General features: G+C 73.2%; 11 protein-coding genes. 5 read left to right on the plus strand and 6 right to left on the minus strand.

The window, feature by feature from the left end:
• Positions 1-29: 29 nt before the first annotated feature.
• From OG509_RS21485 to OG509_RS21505, 5 genes are read right to left on the minus strand one after another with little or no spacing between them, the layout of a single operon-like run.
• Positions 30-749, minus strand: coding sequence for a class I SAM-dependent methyltransferase (locus OG509_RS21485; RefSeq protein ID WP_406184066.1), 720 nt, complete (start codon positions 747-749; stop codon positions 30-32).
• Positions 733-1,863 (minus strand): pyridoxal-phosphate dependent enzyme, encoded by a 1,131-nt coding sequence (locus OG509_RS21490; RefSeq protein WP_406184067.1) that lies wholly within the window; start codon positions 1,861-1,863, stop codon positions 733-735. Before OG509_RS21490 ends, OG509_RS21485 begins: the two co-directional genes overlap by 17 nt.
• Positions 1,860-2,837 carry a formylglycine-generating enzyme family protein gene (locus tag OG509_RS21495; RefSeq protein WP_406184069.1) on the minus strand — a complete coding sequence of 326 codons (978 nt, stop codon included), beginning with the start codon at positions 2,835-2,837 and terminating at the stop codon, positions 1,860-1,862. The genes OG509_RS21490 and OG509_RS21495 overlap by 4 nt, the downstream gene beginning before the upstream one ends.
• Positions 2,834-3,565, minus strand: coding sequence for a GTP cyclohydrolase II (ribA, locus tag OG509_RS21500; protein ID WP_406184070.1), 732 nt, complete (start codon positions 3,563-3,565; stop codon positions 2,834-2,836). The genes OG509_RS21495 and ribA overlap by 4 nt, the downstream gene beginning before the upstream one ends.
• Positions 3,562-5,427 carry a WD40 repeat domain-containing protein gene (locus OG509_RS21505; protein WP_406184071.1) on the minus strand — a complete coding sequence of 622 codons (1,866 nt, stop codon included), beginning with the start codon at positions 5,425-5,427 and terminating at the stop codon, positions 3,562-3,564. The genes ribA and OG509_RS21505 overlap by 4 nt, the downstream gene beginning before the upstream one ends.
• A 347-nt stretch (positions 5,428-5,774) precedes the next feature.
• Here OG509_RS21505 and OG509_RS21510 point away from each other — a divergent pair, with 347 nt between their 5' ends.
• The 4 genes from OG509_RS21510 (at position 5,775) to OG509_RS21525 (ending at position 12,509) form a co-directional block, all read left to right on the plus strand.
• Positions 5,775-9,221, plus strand: a complete 3,447-nt coding sequence (locus OG509_RS21510) for an ATP-grasp domain-containing protein (protein ID WP_406184073.1) — start codon at positions 5,775-5,777, stop codon at positions 9,219-9,221.
• Positions 9,218-9,769, plus strand: coding sequence for an NADPH-dependent FMN reductase (locus tag OG509_RS21515; RefSeq protein ID WP_385585606.1), 552 nt, complete (start codon positions 9,218-9,220; stop codon positions 9,767-9,769). Before OG509_RS21510 ends, OG509_RS21515 begins: the two co-directional genes overlap by 4 nt.
• A 132-nt stretch (positions 9,770-9,901) precedes the next feature.
• Positions 9,902-11,239 carry an acetyl-CoA carboxylase biotin carboxylase subunit family protein gene (locus tag OG509_RS21520; RefSeq protein ID WP_406184074.1) on the plus strand — a complete coding sequence of 446 codons (1,338 nt, stop codon included), beginning with the start codon at positions 9,902-9,904 and terminating at the stop codon, positions 11,237-11,239.
• A 70-nt stretch (positions 11,240-11,309) separates the two neighbouring features.
• On the plus strand, positions 11,310-12,509 hold the full coding sequence (locus OG509_RS21525) for an MFS transporter (protein WP_406184075.1): 1,200 nt from the start codon (positions 11,310-11,312) through the stop codon (positions 12,507-12,509).
• A gap of 78 nt (positions 12,510-12,587) precedes the next feature.
• Here OG509_RS21525 and OG509_RS21530 read toward each other — a convergent pair whose 3' ends face one another.
• Positions 12,588-13,961, minus strand: a complete 1,374-nt coding sequence (locus OG509_RS21530; protein WP_406184077.1) for an IS701 family transposase — start codon at positions 13,959-13,961, stop codon at positions 12,588-12,590.
• Positions 13,962-14,318: 357 nt separating this feature from the next.
• Here OG509_RS21530 and OG509_RS21535 point away from each other — a divergent pair, with 357 nt between their 5' ends.
• Entirely contained in the window at positions 14,319-17,228 is a 2,910-nt protein-coding gene (locus tag OG509_RS21535; RefSeq protein WP_406184078.1) for a BTAD domain-containing putative transcriptional regulator, read from the plus strand.
• The last annotated feature ends 26 nt before the right edge of the window (positions 17,229-17,254 follow it).

Below are 17,254 nucleotides of genomic sequence, written 5' to 3' on the forward strand. Positions count from 1 at the left end.
GGTCCCTCCTCTCTCTCCTCCCGCGCCGCTCAGACCGCGACGAAGGACAGGGTCAGGTACTTGAGCTGGTGGCCCTCGTACTCGAAGTGGCGGTCGATCTCCAGGCTGCCGGTGAAGCGGAAGCCGTTCGCCTCGTAGAGCTCGGTGACGAGTCGCTCGGTGAGCCACCAGTTCAGCCGCCCGTCCGCGAGCGCGTGCGGGGTGATCTCCCCGTCGGGGCTCAGGAACACGCTCACCACCCAGACCCCGCCCGGGCGCAGCATCTTGCGGCCGTGCTCCACCCAGGGGGCCCAGTCCTCGCGGCGCTGGTGGTGCAGACAGCCGTTGTCGACGAGCAGGTCGAGGCCCTCGGCCTGGAAGGCGAGGAAGTCGCCCTGGTGGAAGCGGATCGAGCCGTGCGCGACCTCGGGGGTGTCCCATACGTCGAGCAGGTCGAGGCCGGTGACCTCGGCCTCCAGCCATTCGGCGAGGGAGGCCGTCTGCAGGCCGCGGCCGCAGCCGATGTCCAGGACCCGGGCCGGGCCGGAGCCCGGCGGGTGGTCGTCGGTGGGGGCGGCCGCGATCGCGAAGTGCGTGACGCGGTCGTTGGTGGTCGTCCCCGACCAGGAGTCCTTGTTGTTCTTGTACCACTGCTTGAAGGAGTTGCGGACGACCTCGCGGTAGCCGCAGTAGTTCCGTTCCGCGTGCTCCGCGTCCGCGGCACTGTGGCCGTTGACGGTCAAGACGGGTGTGTCACGATCCTGCGGCATGCTCCCACTCCTCGATTGTTCCGCGGCTTGCGACGACCGCGACTGCGCTGCGCCCTCGCGGGCCTTGGTCGACCTCCGCCGAGGCGCCGAGCCAGGCGCCCGCGCCACTGCCGGAGACGGCGATGCCGTGTTCCCGGCGCAGGTGGCGCATGGCCTGCAGGGCCTGCGGATAGGCGACGGCGGTGAAACTGAAGAAGTCCTGCGGGAACGCGGCGATCAGCGGCTGGCGCAGGCCGTGGCCCAGCCCGCCCGTGCCGCTCATCCGGCGGGCGCCGTCGGGGGCGCGCTCGTCGCCGTAGACGGCCTCGGCGGGGAAGACGGCGAGGGGGCGGCAGTCCGGCCAGGCGCTGCCGAGGGCCATGGCGGTGCCGGCCAGGCTGCCGCCGGTGCCGACGGCCGCGGCCAGGGCGGCCGGTTCGACTCCGTAGCCGGAGAGCTGGCCGATGATCTCCGCGCCGGTGTGTTCGCGGTGCAGGGCGGCGCCCGCGGCAGCGCAGTGCTGGAGCAGCAGGTGCCGGTCCTCGCGTTCGGCTACGCGGACGGCCTCGTCCATCGCGCCGAGGAAGCCGGTGCCCTCGCGGGCCGTGGTGGTCTCGGCGCCCTGGCGGCGCAGTTGGTCCAGCAGCCGGTCGGAGGCCCCGTACGGGACCACCAGGTGCAGGTCCAGGCCCAGTTGTCCGCACAGCTCGGCCAGGGCGACGGCGAGGCTGCCGCCCGAGTACTCGGCGAGCCGCAGCCGGGGGGAGCCGGCCGAGGCCACGGCCGCGCACAACAGGGCATACGCGGTACGGGACTTGACGGACCCGTAGGTGTTGGCAGCCTCGGTCTTGAGCCAGACCGTGCCCCGTCCCGCCCGGCTGGGCACCGGGACCAGAGGGGTGTCCCCGATGCCCGGGCGCAGGGCGGCGAGCCGGGGCAGCAGCCGGTGTGCTTCGGCCTCCAGCGGTGCGAAGGCGCGGGTGATGTCGGCCAGGGCCGGGGCCCGGTCGGCCAGGACGCGGCGGATGTCGGCGAAACCGGGGCCGGGGTCGGGGCCGGGGCCGGTGCCGGGGCCGGTGGGGTCGGGGCCGGCGGCGAGGGCCGGCTCCGGCCCGGGGCGGAGGGCGGTGGTCATGAGGGCCGCTCGCCGGTGGCGAGGCGGAACCCGACGGGGTACAGCGGCCCGGGGAAGGCGCCGTGGCGGCGCCGGGTGCGGGTCAGGTCGCCGAACCGGGCGAAGGAGCCGCCGCGGGCGATCCGGTAGCTGCCCATCGACTGCACCAGGTGGTCGGCCACGTAGGGGCCGTCCGGGTAGGGGGCGTACTCGTCGGCGGTGAACTCCTCGACGTTGCCGCCCATGTCGTGGACGCCGTACGGGGAGCGGCCGGCCGGGAACGCGCCGACCGGGGTGGTGGTGTGCACGCCGGACTCGCGGGTGTTGGCCGCCTCCGGGTCGAACCCGCCGGGCCAGGGGTAGGGCAGGCCCTCGGGGCCCTTGGCGGCGTGCTCCCACTCGGCTTCGGTGGGCAGCCGCCAGGGGTGTCCGGTGCGCTCGGTGAGCCAGGCGGCGTAGGCGTCGGCGTGCTCGGGGCGGATCCCGGCCACCGGGTGGTTGGAGCGGTCCCACGGGTAGGCGCCCAGGTACCAGGTGGTGGGGCGCTCCTCCAGGCCGGTGTCGGCCAGGAAGGCGCGGTACTCGCCGTTGGTCACGGGGTAGGTGGCGATCCAGAAGTCGGCGATCTCCACGGTGTGCTCGGGGCACTCCTTGAGGATCCAGGACTCCTCCACGCCCACGTGCGCCCAGGCGTTGGTGACGTATCCGGCCTCGTTCGCGGGGAGGCCGATACGGATCCGGCCGCCGGGCACGTGGCGGGTGCCGGGGCCCGCTCCGGTGGCGGGGGAGGGGATGCGGGGGTCGCCGAGCAGGCCGAGGACGTGGCCGGCGGCGAGGCGTTCGGCGGTCGGCAGGTCCGGGTCCTCGACGGCGGCGGCGAGCTGCTCGGGGGTGGTGCCGGGCAGCCGGGCGGGGTGCAGCCTGCCGGGGTCGGCGAGGCCGGCGTGCTCCTTGAAGTGCGGGGAGTTCGCGAGGTCTTCGAGTGAGAGCGTCATGCCGCGGCCTCCTGGAGCAGCGCGATGGTGTGGCCGGCGAGTTCGGCCTTGGCGGACAGGTAGCGGGAGTTCTCCGCGGTGACGTACACGCCGGTGGGGATCACCTCGGTGATCTCGATGCCGTGCGCGCGCAGCTCCCGCACCTTGTCGGGGTTGTTCGTGAGCAGGCGGATCCGGGTCAGGCCGAGGGCGTGGAGCATCGCGGCGGCGGCCGCGTAGTCGCGCTCGTCGTCGCCGCGGCCGATCATGCGGTTGGCGGCGAAGGTGTCGTGGTCCTGCGACTGGAGGACGTAGGTGTCGAGCTTGTTGTAGAGCCCGATGCCCCGGCCTTCCTGGCGCAGGTAGAGCACGGCGCCGCCGTGGTCGGCGATGCGCCGCAGGGCCTCGTCGAGCTGGGGGCCGCAGTCGCAGCGGGCCGAGCCGAGGACGTCGCCGGTCAGGCATTCGCTGTGCAGGCGCACCAGCGGCGGCGCGGTGTCGCCGGGGGCGGCGGGGACGAGGACGGCGAAGTGCTCGCCGGGGTCGGGGAGGTGGTGGAAGGTGATGAGGTCGGCGCTGCGGTCCCGGACGCGCGAGAGCGTGACGGGTACGCGGGCCCGGACCACCGCCGGGATCACTGCCGGGATCACTGCCGGGATCACTGCCGGGATCACCGACGGGACCGCCGACGGGACCGCCGCGGGGGCGGCTTCCGTGACGGCCCCCGGTATGTCGGCCGAGGTCGTCATGCGGCCACCTGCTTCCGGTCGGCGCTCAGCGCGATGTCGTCGATGTGGAGGGTGTGCTGGATGTGGGCGCCGTACGCGTCGACGGCGACGAAGACGATCCGGCCGTCCCATCCGGCCACGGCGACGCGCCCGTCGGCGAGCTGGAACATGCAGGACAGGCCCTGGGTGAACCCGGCGAGGACGCGGCCGGAGGCGAGGGTGCCCGCCGAGTCGGCCCAGTCGACCTGCCAGGAGTAGAGGTTGAAGTCGTAGGAGCCGGCGAGGACGGTGGGCCTCTGGATGTCGCCCAGCAGCGAGACGCACTTGACCGACTCGTCGGAGCCGAGCAGCGTCTGCGGCGCGCCGGTGCTCCAGCCGCCGTCCTCGGTACGGGTGACCCGGCCGACCTTGACGGTGTGGTCGCGCGAGGCGCTGGCGACGACGGAGCCGCCGGGGCCGTGGAGGCCGGCGACCGCGTTGACGAGGTTGCCGTGCTCCCACAGCTTGGTGCGCCCGTGCACGGCGCCCGCCTCGATGGTGCGGTCGGTGGCGGCGGACAGGAAGCCGCCGTCCGGGAACGGGGCCAGGGACTTCACCGATCCGCCGTGCGCGTCGACGCGCTCTTCGAGCCGGAGCGTGGCCGGGTCCAGGACGAGGAACTCGCCGTTGTAGGTGCCCGCGATCAGCCGGCCCCCGTCGACGGTGAGGGAGGGGATCGGCGCGCCGAGGCGCTCGCTGGAGGTGCGGGTGCCGTCGTAGCGGATGACGTGGCCGGAGTAGGTGCCCGCGTAGATCGTGTCGCCGTCGGTGGCGAGGGACAGGATCGGGCCGTCGGTGAGCTCGATCGGGGTGGCCCGCCGCTGGGCGCCGTTCTCGACGCGGACGGCGAAGACGGTGCCGGAGTCCCCGCCGATGAGGAGCTCGTCGCCGCGCGCGGCCAGGGCGTTGGGGCCGTGGGTGGCGCGCTCGGGGCCGGACAGTTCGGCGGCCGTGGCCATGTCGTACAGATGCGGGGCGTTGCGGAAGGAGCCCGCGGCGACCAGGCCCCGGGCGGCGGCGACGGAGCGCGGCCACACGCGGAGGTCGGCGACGGTGTGCCGGCGTTCGCCGGAGCGGTCGAACCAGTGCAGGGAGCCGTCGTAGGCGCCGACGACGAACGCGGAGTCGTCCTCGGCCCAGTCGACGGCGCGGGCGGCGGAACTGGAGACCTCGACGGTCAGTACGTGGTCCAGCTCGCGGGTCAGCAGGTCGACGCGGCCGTCGTCGCGGGCCACGGCGAGGAGGTCGCCGGCCCGGGACCAGGCGCAGCCCTCGATGGAGGAGTCGTAGTGGCGCCTGCGCGCCGCGCCGGAGCCGGAGGCGGGGTCGCTGACGGCGACCAGGCCGTCCTCGCCGACCGTGGCGGCCAGGCCCTCGACGCTGACGGAGACCATCATGCAGTGCGCTTCGTGCGAGCCGACCTCGGTGAGGAAGGTGCCGTCGAGTACGGACCACAGGGTGGCGCGGCCGTCCTCGGAGACGCAGATCAGGCGCTCGCCGTCGGGCAGCCAGGCGACCGAGTTGATGTCGTCGGTGTGCCGGGCCAGGACGTTGACCAGCGTGGCCGGGCCCTCCTGGGGGACGCGCCAGATGCCGACCGTCTTGTCGGCGGAGGCCGTCGCGAGGAGGGTCGGGTCGGCGGGGTTCCAGGCCGAGGAGTTGACGAGGCGGCGGTGGCGCAGGGTCGCGGCCTCGGTGGGGTGGGCGGGGTCGGTGGTGTTCCAGACGATCACGGTTCCGTCGTAGGACGAGGTCGCGAGGCGGGAGCCGTCCGGGCTGAAGGCCACGTGGGTGATCGGGGCCGAATGTCCGGTCCCCGATTTAGGGATGGAGATGGTGCGCACGCTGTCTCTGTCCTTTGCTTCGGTGCCCGGGAAGGCCGTTTACAGGGTGGATGGAGAGTTGGGTGTCCAGGTTCCTGATGCACGCTAATTGCTGCCGCAAGGAACTGCGAAGCGCTGCCCGGCAATGTGGTAAGTCGCCCGACCTGATGTATTCGAATTCTCTTGTTTGACATGTTTCCGCAGATCAGAGTGGGGGTCGGAAGTATCGGGGCGGGAGCGAAACGGGAACGGAACGGGAATGAAAAGGGAAGAGGTGATGGAGTGAGCGGGATTATGCGGCTGCCGCTTGCCCTGTAGTCCGTGCCCCTCGATGCTTCGATGAGAAGAGGACTCAAGGGGCTGAGCTCATGCATGTTGTTCTGTTGGAGACGGCATACGTCAGAGGCTTTGACGTCGTGGCGGACATGGCCGACGACGGGATCGAGGTCACCTTCGTCACCGGGCGCCTGGACGCCTACCGCGCCAATGCCGGGTTCGAGCTGCTCGAACGCGCCGCGCGGGTGGTGGAGGTGCCGGACCTGTCCGGTGGCCAGGACCTGGCCGCCCTGCTGCGGGGACGGCTCGGCCCCCATCCGGTCGACGGCGTGATCTGCCGCGACGAGAACCTCCTGCACGGCGCGGCGCGGTTCGCCCGCGAGCTGGGCCTGCCCCACGAGTCACTGGAGGCGGCGCGGCTGCTCGGCGACAAGTCGGCCGTACGGGAACGGCTCGGGAAGGCCGGGATCGGCAGCCTGCGCTGGCGCCGGGCGGTCACCGAGGAGGAGGGACTGGCGGCGGTCGACGAGATCGGGCTGCCGTGCGTGATCAAGCCGACGTCCGGCCGGTATTCGGTCGGGGTCACCGTGGCGTGGACCCGCGAGCAGGCCGCCGCCGGGCTGGCCGAGGTACTGGGGGTCCCGTACGGGGACGGTAACGGCGACGGGAATGGTGACAGGGACGGGAACGGCGACGGTGGCGAGCGCCCCGTCGCGCTCGTCGAGGAGTACGCCGTGGGGCGCCACGTCAGCGCCGAACTGCTCGTCCAGGACGGGCGCGTGGTCCTGTACGGATTCGCCGAGCGCATCCCGACGGCGCCCGGCACCACGGCCGAGCTCGGCGGGCACTTCCCGGCCCGCTTCCAGGGCATGGGCGCCGCACGGCGGTTCGTCCTGGACACCGTCGAGGCTCTCGGGGTCAGGGCGAGCGCGCTCCACGTGGAGCTGCTCGTCACGCCGACCGGCCCGGAGCTGATCGAGGTGAACGGCCGGATCGCCGGACACGTGGTGACCCGGCAGATGTCGCTGGCCCTGGACCGCTCGGTCGCCCGCGACCTGGTCGCGCTCGCCACCGGTGCGCCGGTCGAGGACGCGGCCCCGCCGGTGACCACCGTGGCCCTGCACGCCCTGTGGAGCCCGGCCGACGGGATCGTGCGCGGCACGGTTCCCGCGTTCCGCGAGCTGCCGGCCGGGGTGGTCGACTGCGAGGTGACCGTCGGGCCCGGCGACCGGGTGCCGGCGCTGGGCACCAACCACGACCGGTTCGGGTACCTGATGGTGCGCGGAGCCGATGCGGCGACGGCCCGGCGGGTCGCCGCGCAGGCGGCCGCCCTGGTGCAGGAGTCGCTGCGCATCGAGCCGGTCGTCGCCGCGGAGCAGGAGCATCCGGAGCCTGATGCCGCGGGCGGCGAGCACGTGGTGGTGCTGCTGGACGGAGGGGACCCGGTCGAGCGGATCGTGGCCGCGGCCGGGGCGGTGACCGCGCGGCTGACCGTACTGCGGCGTGACGAGCTCACCTTCGACGCGGTGCGCGCGCGGTTCCTGGCGGCGCACGAGCGCCGGCCGGTGGCCGCGGTCCTGTCCTGGTCGGGCGCGTACGAGCGGGAGGCGCGGGAACTGCGCGCGCTGGCCGCCGGAGCCGTCCGGGCCGGCGGGGAGGGGGGCGAGGAACTCGGTGAGCTCGACGGGCTGCTGGAGGAGCTCGCCTTCGTCAGCGACCCCGTGCACACCGTGCTGGCCCTCGCGGCCGGCGGGGGCCGGGTGGACGTACTCGCCTCGATCGACGAGAGCGGTGACCAGGCCGCCGAGGACGGCAGCTCCGAGCGGCGCCTGACCGTCGGCCCGGTGCCCGCGCGGCTGCGGGCACGCACCGAGGAGGCCGTGCGCGACGCCGGGATCGAGGGGCCCGCCCGGGTCGTGTTCGGGGCGCGCAACACGCGCCCCCTGGTCCTGCCCGGCTTCGACCGGCAGGTCCTCGACCTCTACGACGCCGCCCACCGGCGGAGCCTGGTGACGGTCGCCGCCGAGAGCGCCCTGGGCCGGCCGGTGCGCGTCGCCCCGCCCGACGCCGGGCGGATCGCGATCCAGCGCCACGTCATGTCCGGGCCGGGCCGCTTCCGCGTGGTCGCCGCGACCGCCGCCGAGGAGCTGTACGAGTGGCCCGAGGTGGCGTCCGTACGGACCCCGCTCGATCGCGAGGGCATCCACAGCGGGCCGGTCGTCCGGCTGGAGTACACCGTGGCGGCGCCGGACACCGTCCGCGCCGAGCAGGCGGTGGCCCGGATCGAGCGCTCGCTGCTGTGGAAGACCGAGGCCGCCGACCGTACGCACGTCCTGCTGCTGGACCGGATCGGCTCCCGGGTGTGGACCCGCGACGACGGCTCGCCGCTGCTGGACCCGGACCGCTTCCGGGTCAGCGTGCTGAGCTCGGCCGCGGGCAACACCACCGGCAGCGCCGCCGACTTCGCCGCCCGGACGGACGTGTTCGACCCGGACGGGGTACGGGCCCTCGCGGGCGCGGTGCACGCGCTGCACCCGGTGGACCGGGTCGCCACCGTCTCCGAGCGGCTGCTGGAGCCGGCCGCGGAGCTGCGCGCCAGGCTGGGCACGCCGGGCAGCGACCCGGCCACCGCACGCAAGTTCGTGGACAAGGCGGTGATGAAGCGCATCGCCCGCCGGGCGGGCATCCGTACCGCCGAGGGGCACCTCGTCCACACCCCGGAGGACGTCACCGACCTGTTCGCCCGGCACGGCCGGGTCGTGGTCAAGCCGCGGGACGGTTCGGGCTCGTTCGGGGTGTCGGTGCTCGCCGACGCCGCCCAGGTCGAGCGGTGGGTGCGCGAGGAGTTCAGCCCCGGCACCCACCTGTGCGAGGGGTTCGTGGCGGGCGACATGTGCCACATCGACGCCGTCATCTACGAAGGCGACGTGATCTGGGACGTGTCCCGGTACGTGAGCGACACCCTGGCGGTCTCCCGGGTGGAGCCGCTGTCCTCCATCACGGTCGCCGACCCCGCCGTGCGCGCGGCCGCCCGCGAACTGCTCGGCCAGGTCGCGGGCGCCTGGCAGGTCTCCGCGGGCGTGCTCCACCTGGAGGCCTTCCTGGACGAGTCCGGGTTCACCTTCTGCGAGGTGGCCGGCCGCCCGGGCGGCGCGGGCGTCCGCGAGGCCTTCCTGGCCACCACCGGCATCGACCTCTTCCACGCCAAGATCCTCACCGACGTGGGCCTCGACCCGCGGGCCGGCCGGGTCGCCCCGGTGGGCGCGTACGCGGGCTGGACCGTGCACTTCACGGTCGGCGGGATGCTGCTGGACTTCGACGACTCGGCGGTCGCGCAGGACGCCTACTACCGCAACGTGCCGTACCGGATCGGGGACGTGGTCCCCGTGCAGCCGTTCTCGGGTACGGGCGCCAGCACGCACGTCTTCGCCCACGACTCGCACGAGGAGGTCAGGCGCCTGGTCGCGCGCGCCGAGCGCGATGTCCGCCTGGTGATCGGTCTGGAGCCGAAGCCGGGGTCCGCGGGGGCCGAGCGGTGATACTCGGCATCCTCGGCAGCGCCTCCGCGGACTCGGTCTCGCGCCGGGTCCTGGAGGTGGCCGCCCAGCGGATCAGGGCGGCCGGGGCGGCGTACGAACTCCTCGACCTGAGCGTGGAGTTCCCCGGCCGCCACCGGATCGAGGACTACGACGACCCGCCCCCGTACAGCCAGACGGCGGCGATCCGCGCCCGGATCGCCGGGGCGAGCGGCGTCGTCCTCGCCACGCCGGTCTACCACGGCTCGTACAGCGGGCTGCTGAAGAACGCCCTGGACCACCTCACCGGCGAGGCGCTGGCCGACCGGCCCGTGGGGCTGATCGCCGCGGGCGGCGGTCCGCGCGGCGCGGGGACGGCCTGCGACCAGATGCGGTCGGTGGTCCGGGCGATGGGCGGCTGGGCCGTGCCCACCCATGTGGCCTCCGCCCGCAGCGACTTCACGCCGGGGCGCCCGCTGGAGGAGCTGTACATCCGGATGGACCGCCTGGTGGACGAACTGCTCTCGTTCCGCTCCGCCCGCCGTGTCCCGGCACCCCTCGTCAGCCACTGACCCCGAAGCACCGACCCGACTCCACTGACCCGACTCCACTGGCCCCGACTCCACCGATCCCGACTCCACTGGCCCCGACTCCACTGACCCCCACTCCAGCGAAGCGAAGCCCCTCACCTGAAAGGACGCGCCATGACCCCCCGCTCCGCCCGCCCGTCCGCCGGCTCCGAGGAACAGCCGCACCTGCTGCTGATCTCGGGCATCGGCGGCCACCCTCCCGCCGCGGCGCTCGACTCCCTCTCCCGCCTCAGCCCGGCGGTCTCCGTCGTCCACATCGCGGCCTGGGGCGACCCGGAACCGGTGCGCGCCGACTGGGCCGCGCGCGGACTGCGCGGAGAGTTCCTGACCGCGGCCGACCTCGACGACGCGGTGGCCGTCGGCCTCGCCCTCCACGAGCGGTACGCGCTGTCGGGGGTCGTCACCTACTCGGAACTGCTGCTGCGCCCGCAGGCCGAGCTGGCCGCACGCCTCGGGCTGCCGGGCAACACGCCGCAGGCGGTGACCGTCGCCCAGTCCAAGTCCCGGCAGCGGCAGGTCTTCGCCGAACACGGCGTGCCCTCCCCGCGGTTCGCGGAGATACGGGAGGAGGAGGATCTGGCGGAGGCGGCCCGCAGCATCGGCCTGCCGGCCGTCTTCAAACCCTCGCTCGGCGCCGGCAGCCAGAGCGTGCGGCTGGTCCGCACGTACGAGGAACTCCTGGACGCCTACCGCGACGGCCGGGCCACCGTCTCGGCCTTCCTGCAGAACGAGGACGTCTTCCTGCTGGAGGAACGCCTCGAACTGGAGGCGGACGGAGACAGCGGCTGGGCGGCGTACTGCAGCGTGGAATCGCTGCTGGCGGCCGGCGAACGGCACCACCTGGCCGTCTCCGACCGGCTGGAGCTGCGCCACGGCTACGCCGAGGAGGGCGCGTCGATGCCGTCGCGGCTGGACCCGGCCGTCCAGGCGGCCGCCGTCGACTGCGCGGACCGGGCGATCCGGGCCATCGGGCTGACCACCGGGGCCGTGCACACCGAGATCGCGCTGACCCCGCGGGGGCCGCGCGTCATCGAGGTCAACGCCCGTGCGGGCGGACCGATGCCGGTCATGTTCGAGGTCGGCGCCCGGTACGACTACGCCGAGCAGATCGGCCGCAGCGCGCTGGGCCTCGCGCCGGACACCGTGCCGGAGTTCACGCGGACGGCGCTGATGAGGATGGTGCCGATCCCGGCGGGCGAGTGGCTGGTGGCCGCGCAGACCCCGGTGGCGGAGCTGATGGCGGCCTTCCCCGAACTGGTCTACGTGAAGCCGCGGTTCGGGCCGGGTCAGACGGCGAGCCGGGACCGGACCCTGCACCTGGCGACGTTCATGCTCGGCGCGCCCACGCCCGGCCGGGCCCTGGAGCTCGCCGACCGCGTCGAGCGGGCCCTCGGCATCGAACTCGTGGAGGCCGGGGCGCAGTCCGAGGCCGCCCTGGCCCGGGCCACCTAGCCGTGGACGGACCCGCCCACCCCCGCCCGACTCCGCAATCCCGCCTACTCATGACGTGGGGATCGCTCCGATGAAGAAACGCATCTACGCCACTGGACTCTCCGACGCCGTCGGACTCGGAATGTACCTATCCCTGTCCGTCCTCTTCTTCCACGAGGCCGTGGACCTGCCCAACGCCGAGATCGGGCTGGTCCTCGGCATCGCCGGCATCACCTCGCTGCTGGGTGCCATGCCCATCGCGCGGGCCGCCGAGCGCTTCGGCACCCGTACCGTGCTGACCGTCCTGTTCCTGGTCCGCGCCGCCGCCTTCCTGGCGCTGGCCACCGCCTCCTCCTTCATCGCCGCCCTGCTGGCCTCGGCGGTCGCCGGGGTGCTGAGCCGGGGCATCAGCCCGCTGATCGAATCGGGCCTGATCGCCCGGGCCAGCAACGAGGAGGCGGTCGGAGCGCTCGCCCGGCTCCGGTCGCTGCGCAACGCCGGCATGGCCGCGGGCGCGCTGCCCTCCGGGGCGGCCATCGCGATCGGCGAGGCCTGGGCCTACCGGGCGGTGATGGTGCTCTCCGCCGTCCTGTTCATCGGCTGCGCCGCCGTCAGCCGCAGCTTCGCCGACGGCGGGCGCCCGGCCGGGGCCGCGCAGGGCGGCCCCTCACGCGGCAGCGTCCTGCGCGACCGGGCCTTCCTCCGCATCACCGTCCTGTACGGGGCCCTGACCATGTCGGCGCTCGTCCTCGGACTCGGCGTGCCGCTGTGGGTGGTCCAGCAGACGCAGGCCCCCGCCTGGACCGTGACCCTGGTCCAGGTCCTCAACACCGCCGTCGTCGTCGCGCTCCAGGTCCGGATCAGCAAGGGGTCCGAGGACTTCGCCACCGCGCGCAGGATGATGCGGCGCGGCGGGCTGCTGTCGGCTCTGGCAGCGGGGGTCGTACCGCTGACGACGTTCGGCGGTACGACCACGAACCTGGCCCTGGTGGTCGCAGCCGCGCTGCTCTTCTCCCTCGGGGAGCTCTACATCATCTCCGGCACCACCGGCGTCGCCCTGTTGCACATCCCCGAGGGCCGCAAGACCGGCTACCTCGCCGCCTTCAACCTCGGGTTCGCCGTCACCACCGTGGTCGGGCCCCCTCTCATCACCAGTTCCGTCGGCTGGGGCGGCTGGGCCTGGCTGGGCTGGGCGGTCTACTTCTCCGCCGTCGCCCTGGCCGCGATGCGCGTCCCGCAGCCGGCCCCGGCCGCCGGGAAGGCGCCGCAGACCGCGGGAGCCCCCGCGTGAGGCCGGCCGAGGGAGCACGGGAGCGGGCCCCGAACATTCCGCTCTGTGCGGCGTACCGTCATCCTCGGACGACACGCCTCAGCCCATCTGCCGCTGCGGCCGGTTCGCCGACGGAGTGCCGGACGAACTCTCCGCCCGAGTGCGCCCAGCGGCGTGGTCGGCGCCGATCGCGACGCTGTGGGCGGCCGAGGAGAGCGTGAGGTGGCGGTGCCAGCCCTTGAAGGAGCGGCCGGCGAAGTCGCGCAGACCGGCTCGCTCGCCGGTGTCGGCGCTGTCGAAGGCCGTCCGCCGGCTGAGCTTGGCCAGCCGCATCAGCCCGTCTAGCGAGGTGGTGGTGAGATCCGTGAGCCACAACTCGCTGGGCGGGCCGTTGCGGTTGGTCCACTCGCCCATCAGCATCCACTGCTGCGGACCGGAGGGCGAGCGGCGCGGCTGCGGCAGCTCGACGCGTATGCCCGCGACCAGGGTGCTGCGTACGACGGGCGTCCCCGAGGAGGGGTCCAGCCATTCGACGGGCCGGCGCAGTCCGCGTACGTGCTGGAGCATGTCCGACACCGGTATGGGGCCGGCGCCGTACCCGGGCATGGCCGTGTCGGCGACCCGCAGCTGGTCCATGGCCCGCATCCGGGCCATGACGGGAACGCCCGCGGCGTGGAAGCGGCTCAGCACGGCGCTGCTGACGAAGTCACGGGAGGGCAGCACCACCGGGCGGCGTTCCACCCCGCCCCAGGCGAGGACCTCCAGGGCGGAAGCCGTGGCGCACTCGCCCGGCGACTCCTCGTCCACCCAGTCCGGGATGTCGGCCCGGCGGCGCTTCTCCTCGTCCTGGAGCCAGGAAGGGGAGAGGTACAGCCGCCAGTTGACGGGGGCGCTCATCGCCTCCGAGGCCATCCACAGGCCGAAGGAGTGCTGGCCGTGCACGGAGTGCCCCAGTTCCGGGACGAACCGGCGGTCTATGCCGGCCGACTGCTCGCCGGCCTTCTGGATCGGCATGGACTGGACGACCCAGGCCTTGGGCTGGACCATCTGCTCCGCGTACCGGGCGAGCGCCGAGCGCATCGGGGCCCAGTTCCAGGTGGATTCGCTGATGAAGTGGTGCAGCGACTGCTCGGTGCCCGCTCCGCCGACGACTCCGGCCATGTTGCGGATCGACTTGCGTCCGTCCGCGTAGAGCAGTCCCCGCAGGTACTGCTCGCCGCGGGCGCGCTGGTCGCTGCGGCGCAGCGACATGAACAGCTGCGGTGCCAGCTCCGAGATCATCGCTTCGACGATCTGGGCTCTGTGGTCGGCCGTCGTGGTCGACGGCAGGGCGGGTGGGGAGTGGGGGGGCTGTGCCGGAGGGGTGGCTACAGGTGCTTGGTAGGCGCTGTGCGCGGCGGCAGGCCGGGTGCCGGAATGGTTCGCCGCGCGCCGCACGGTCCGCCGGCTGGCGCCGAGGCCGAAAGTCTTCATCGCTGCTCCTGAGTCCGAGTCAGGAGGCCACTGTCCGAGGTGTCGTTCCCGCTTCGTTCCCGCTTCGCTACCGCTTCCCCCCGTAAGCTCTTAGGATCCTGCTGAAGGCTCTTCAGCAGGGGGCATTGAGGGGGATGGGGCAAGGAGGCCATGGCTAATTCGGTGGAAAGCCAGGTGCGTTTCAACATTCTCGGACCACTTGAAGGGTGGACGGCAGGAGAGCGGTTAAAGCTCGGCGGTCAAATTTACGAACGAGTTCTTGCCACCCTTCTGCTCGAACCGGGAAATATTGTCCCGGTTGTCCGTCTTGTGGAGGCGGTGTGGGATGAGGAACCACCGGTAACCGCTTCCCATCAGGTGCGCAAGGCGGTCGCCGACCTGCGGCGTCGGATCCCGGGGGGCGGGAAGCTGATCGTCACGGACGGTCCCGGCTACCGCGTGCAGGTGACGGTCGATCAGCTCGATCTGCTCGAATTCAACGGGCACATACAGCAGGCCCGGCACGCCGCCGCCTCGGACCTGCCCGAGGAGGCGGCCGACCAACTGCGCGCCGCCCTCGCCCTGTGGCGCGGCCCGGTGATGTCCGGCGCCGGCGGCTCGGTGGTCGAGGCCGCGGGGGCGGTACTGGAGGAACGCCGGCTGGGGGCGGCCGAGCAGCTCTTCGAACTGCGCCTGGCCCTGGGGGAGGCCGGTGAGCTCATCGGAGACCTGCGCACCCTCATCGCACAGCACCCGCTGCGGGAATCGCTGCGCGGGCACCTGATCCTGGCGCTGTACCGCTCCGGGCGGCAGGCCGAGGCGCTCACCGAGTACGCCAAGGTCCGTGAACTGCTCGTCGAGGAGCTGGGCATAGACCCCAGCGCGCAGCTCACCAAGATGTACGAGGACATCCTGCGCGCCTCCCCCGAACTCGCGGGCCCGGCCGCCCGGCCGGTACCGGTGGCCGGGCCGCCCAACTCCCGGTCCCCGGCACCGCCACCGGCCGCGGAGTCCGGACGGTCCGCGCCGTCCGGCGCCGGGAGCGGCCGCTTCCCGACCCTCGCCTCGCTGCACGGCGCTCCCTGCACCCTGCCGCCCGGCGTCCCCGACTTCACCGGTCGCGAGCGCGAGCTGGCCGAGGTGCTGGAGGCGTGCCGGCAGGACGCGGGGGAAGGTCCGCGCGTCATCGCGATCGACGGCATGGGCGGCTGCGGCAAGACCTCGCTGGCCGTGCGCGCCGCGTACCAGCTGGCCGAGGAGTACCCGGACGGCCAGCTCTACGCCGACCTGCGCGGTTTCACCCCCGGTGAGAAGCCGCAGCGGCCGGCCGCCACCCTCGTCGGCCTGCTGCGCACCCTCGGGGTGTCCGCCGACAGCATCCCCGACGACGAGGCGGGCCTGATCGGGCTGTGGCGGGCCACCCTCACGGGCCGGCGGCTGCTGTTCCTGTTCGACAACGCCCTGGACGCGGGCCAGGTGCTACCGCTGCTCCCGTCCTCGACGGAGTGCCTGGTGCTGGTCACCAGCAGGGCCAGGCTGCTCGATCTGGACGGCGCGGACTGGATCTCGCTGGGGGTGATGGAGCCGGAGGAGAGCCGGGTGATGCTCGCCGAGCTCCTCGGCGACAACCGGGTGGCCCGCGAACCGGAGGCCGCCGCCGAACTCGCCGAACTCTGCGGCCACCTGCCGCTGGCCCTGCGGCTGGCGGTGGCCCGCCTGCGCAACCGCCCCCGCTGGACCGTCCGCTACCTGGTCGAACGGCTGGAGGACGAGACCCGTCGGCTGGACGAGCTGAGCGCGGGCGAGCGCAGCGTCGCGGCCACCCTCAGCCTGTCGTACAAGGCGCTGGAGGAGGAGCTCCAGGCCGCCTTCTGCCTGCTGGGCCTGCATCCGAGCGCGGAGGTCGACGTCTACTCGGCCGCGGCGCTGCTGGAGACCGGGGTCCGGGACGCGGAGGACATGCTGGAGGACCTCCTCGACATGCACCTGCTGGTGCAGAACGACCCGGGGATGTACGCCTTCCACGACCTGGTGCGGACGTACGCGCTCTCGCTGGGTGAGGGGAAGGGCGGGCGCGAGGCCCGGGAGGCCGACGGCCGGCTGCTCGGCTACTACACGGCGGCGACCGAGGCCGCGTGCACGCTGCTGTTCCCCAGCCGCCGCAGCATGCACGTGGATGCGCCCGACACCGCGTACGCGCTGCCTCCGATGCGCCGCGAGGACCGCACCCTGGAGTGGTTCGACCGGGAGTCCGCGGGCATCCAGACCCTCCTGGCCCGGGGCGGTCACGATGAGAGCCCGCAGCTGGTGTTCGCCCTGGCCCGCAACGCGTCCTTCCACCTGAACCTCCGCGGACGCTTCGCGGAGTTCGAGGCGGTGTGCCGGGCCGGCCTCATCGCGACGCGCAGCATCGGCGATCCCCTGCTCATCTGCCAGACCCTCAACAACCTCGGGGTGGCTTGCTGGAAGCTGGGCCGGCTCAACGAGGCCGTGGAGGCTGCGGAGGAAGCGCTGGACTGGGCCAGGAAGGCCGGGGGCCCGGACGACGAAACGGTTGCCCTCGGACTGCTGGGGATCGCGCACTACGCGCTGGGGAACCTGGCGCGCTCGTACGACTACACGACGCAGGCCGTGGGGGAGCTCAAGGGAGGGGACCGCACCAAGCTTCCGCAGCAGCAGGCGGAGGACCTCAACAATGTCGGCACGGTCTGCCTGGCACTCGGGCAGTACGAGCAGGCGGTCGACGCCGCGCGACAGGCGATCGAGCTGTGCCGTGCCTTCCGGTTCCCGGAGCAGGAGGCCCTGGCTTGGACGACTCTGGCTCTGGCGTACTGCGGCACGTGCGCGTTCGAGGAAGCGGAGTCCAGCCTCTCGCGGGCGCTGAACACGGGCTCTTCCTGCCCGGACGAGGTTCTCGTACTCATCTGCGCGGTCTCTTCGGATCTCAGCGACCGGCGCGGCGACACGCGGCGGTCGCAGGAGCAGGAGGCCACGGCGCTGGAGCTGCTCAACTCGACGATCTCGCCGCAGCGGCGCTCCAGGGTGGACAACGTCCTGGCGCTCAAGCACAACCGCAACGGCCGGTACGAAGAGGCCCTGCGTCTGCACGAGCGCGCGTTCGCGTGTGCCGAGGGCATGGGCTACCGGGTCGAGATGGCCCACGCACTGGACGGGATGGCGGCCGCGGCCGGGCAGTTGGGCCTGTCGGACGCTGCCCAGTACGGGGAGCGGGCCGACATGCTCTTCGAGACCATGGGGGTGCCACCCGAGGGGCGGCGCACCCTCTGATCGGAGCGCGGTGCGCGGAGGTAAGG

It is taken from the genome of Streptomyces sp. NBC_01006 (assembly GCF_045162725.1).
Lineage (GTDB): Bacteria > Actinomycetota > Actinomycetes > Streptomycetales > Streptomycetaceae > Streptomyces.